The organism is Pediococcus pentosaceus, assembly GCF_001437285.1.
In the GTDB taxonomy this organism is placed as follows: Bacteria; Bacillota; Bacilli; order Lactobacillales; family Lactobacillaceae; genus Pediococcus; species Pediococcus pentosaceus.
Genome location: NZ_JQBF01000020.1, coordinates 1 through 2,931 on the forward strand (window position 1 = coordinate 1; position 2,931 = coordinate 2,931).

The 2,931-nt window shown below is 40.5% G+C and carries 1 protein-coding gene and 2 pseudogenes; 1 reads left to right on the forward strand and 2 read right to left on the reverse strand.

Going from position 1 to position 2,931, the window contains the following annotated elements; genetic code table 11:
- Window positions 1–1,137, forward strand: a pseudogene (locus IV86_RS08745) (ISL3 family transposase); the annotation flags it as partial.
- Window positions 1,138–1,311: 174 nt separating this feature from the next.
- Here the strand turns inward: IV86_RS08745 and IV86_RS08500 are convergent.
- Together IV86_RS08500 and IV86_RS08505 are read right to left on the reverse strand one after the other, a co-directional pair.
- A pseudogene (locus IV86_RS08500) lies at window positions 1,312–1,668 on the reverse strand (asparagine synthase (glutamine-hydrolyzing)); the annotation flags it as partial.
- Window positions 1,669–1,679: 11 nt separating this feature from the next.
- On the reverse strand, window positions 1,680–2,849 hold the full coding sequence (locus tag IV86_RS08505; RefSeq protein WP_056979576.1) for a metallophosphoesterase family protein: 1,170 nt from the start codon (window positions 2,847–2,849) through the stop codon (window positions 1,680–1,682).
- Between the last annotated feature and the right edge of the window lie 82 nt (window positions 2,850–2,931).

The window sequence follows — 2,931 nt, forward strand, 5'->3', positions numbered from 1 at the left end:
AAAAAGTATTTGGTCATCCAGGCAGAGCTTACCTACACACTCAGGCGCTGTCCCAGCTGTGGATACAATACGTTGCACCCTAACGGACACAAGCTCACTCATGTCCACATTGCAGGACCCATGGACCGGCTCGTAATTCTAGAGCTAAACAAGCAACGCTGGCGTCATAGTAACTGCCATAGCACTTGTACGGCCACCACTCCAGTGGTATCAACTAACCACGCCATCGGTCACGGACTAGCGACTCATGTGCTGAAGCTAGCCAGTAAATCACTCCCGGCTAAGACTATCGCCAGTCTCACCGGTATTTCGACAAACTCAGTTCAGCGTATTTTGACGGCTAATATTCATCCACACGCGAGCCGCCGGTTACCGATTAATCTATGCTTTGATGAATTCCGTTCCACACACGGCTCCATGTCGTTTATTTGCATTGACGCCGACACTCACAAATCAGTTAAAGTACTTAGCGACCGCCTTAATAGAACCATCAAACAGTTCTTTCTTAGTCAGTACAGCACCGCAGAACGGGCCGCGGTTCAACGCGTCATCATGGACATAAACGCCTCCTATTAGGCATTCGTGCACGAACTATTCCCTAACGCCGAACTCATTATTAATCGGTTCCACATTATTCAATTAATGGGCCGGACGATGGATACCATTCGCACTCAATGTTTAAAGCAACTCGACAAGCATTCGCGGGAATATAAAGTACTGAAATCACTATGGCGCCTATTCCACAAGGCCAACCCTGACGCACAAAAGAGCCGCTACCTCTTCGGCCTGAATGAGTACTCGACCGAACAGAACACTATTGATATTGGAACCGATACGTTTCCGGCCTTCAAAACAGCTTATGAAACCTACATCGATCTCCACGATGCTTTGATGGGGCGTCACGCTGATGAACTCAAGAATATCATCACTAACTATCAGCCTAACGGCACGCCCCTAGATACGGCCATGCATACCCTACGAAAGAATCTTAATGGAGTAATTAACGCCGCCAAATCGTCCTACTCTAACGGACCGATAGAGGGCATCAACCGTAAGATCAAGGAGCTCAAACGTGCTTGTTATGGCTTCTCCAATCAGGCCAATATGTTCACACGCGTCTACCAGCTGATTGCCTAGATTATCTACCACAATAACGTCACGATGGTAGGCTTATTTGTTATGCCTTCAAGTACGATATTCAGACAACACACCAGATTAAACGCCGCAACTAATAAAACAACAAAAAAGATCTCCCACACGAGGAGATCTCCAAAGGATAGAAACTATCCTTCAACACCATTTGACAAACTTCCGAATTTTCTTAAGTAATTCTTCCATTCCCCACTCTTCAAAACCATGTAACAATACTTCTGTATCTGTTTCGGTAGTAAAAGTATGACCCTTGTTGACCAATTCTTCTCTAATACCTTGGTAGTTATAAATTTCTCCGTTAAAAATTACTGCTTTTGATTTATCTTCATTGTAAATAGGTTGCATACCACTGTTGATATCAATGATACTCAATCGACGAAATCCTAGCGCCGTATCCTCATTAACTAATTCCCCCGAACTATTTGGACCACGATGTTTGATCGTATCCATCATAGCTTCTATAATTGGCTTTTTGTCAGCAATCTTCTTGTCTACGAAACCGACGATACCGCACATATTAATTCTCCTTAAATTTCAAAACTTACGAATCTGGTTGCTGCACCATATCCAAATATTTGGAGCAACATTTTGTCGGGATTGATATTAATGAAATATCCAGCTAATTCGGAAATCTCATTATATCGGCGATCCCATTTTTTATTATAATCAGTCGTTAGGCCATGTTTTTTACCCATTAAGGCCGAACAATTTAATATTATATGATTAATCCCATTAACTTTGTAGCACTTTTCATAATGCATGTGTCCACAAATATAATTCGATATGGTCGAAATACCGGTATCAGTAAAGTTATAGCGAACATTAACTCCAAAATCACCGGATAATTCATTTTTAAGTTGTCCAGAATCCTTATTATTAAAGCTAGTAAAAATCTTCTGAACTAAGTCACCGTTGAAGTCCAAAGCTGAACGACCACTTTGACTGATCAAATTAGCATGACCAAAAACTACGACATGCTTATCAATTGTCTTTTCTAAAATAGATATTAAATCTTCGATCTGTTGCTCGCGGATACCACGGACTTTTTTGAAGTCGTACTTCTTGGCCCCGCCATTTAGGATATAGGGAATATCGCTCGTATTCAAGAAAATTACTCGAATATCCCCTTTATCGATCCAAGCAACTTTGGAACCAAGACTCAAGCGTTTGATCTCAGGTTGTTCGAAATCATGTTTCGTTACCAAATTATAGTAGTCGTCACGTCTAAATGAGGCTGAAGTAATAAATTTGTGTTCATCATACTTATCATTTTCATCGTGATTACCTTCCAGCACATAAAAAGGACGCTGGCTATTTTGGTAATTTTCCATCGTGAATTGTAACAATCCTCGACTGATCTCTGGCTTATCACTACCATCGATCAAATCGCCTAAATGAATATTGTAATCCACTGGCAATGAATCGCAAGCCTTATTGGCTTCAATAATATGCCTTACACCGTTGAGACCATAGTACGATGAACTGGCAACAGCTTTTTCATGAGTGTCCGTTAAAACCGATAAAGTCAAGCAATTTTGGCTAACGTTAGGTTCAACGTTCTTTCTGAAAACTTGCTCGATATATTCTGTAAAAAACGGTCTCGGCTTTAATTTTCTCAAAAAGTTATCAGTTTGAACAGAGATAAATTCAGATAGTCTCGCTCTAAAAAATTTTTTAGTAAGAAATTTGATTTTCACGATTTTTATTCTCCTAATTGACTAAATCTTATCATGTTTTAGACTCCGACAGGGTCTAGAATTTTTGGTGTTGGAAAGTATT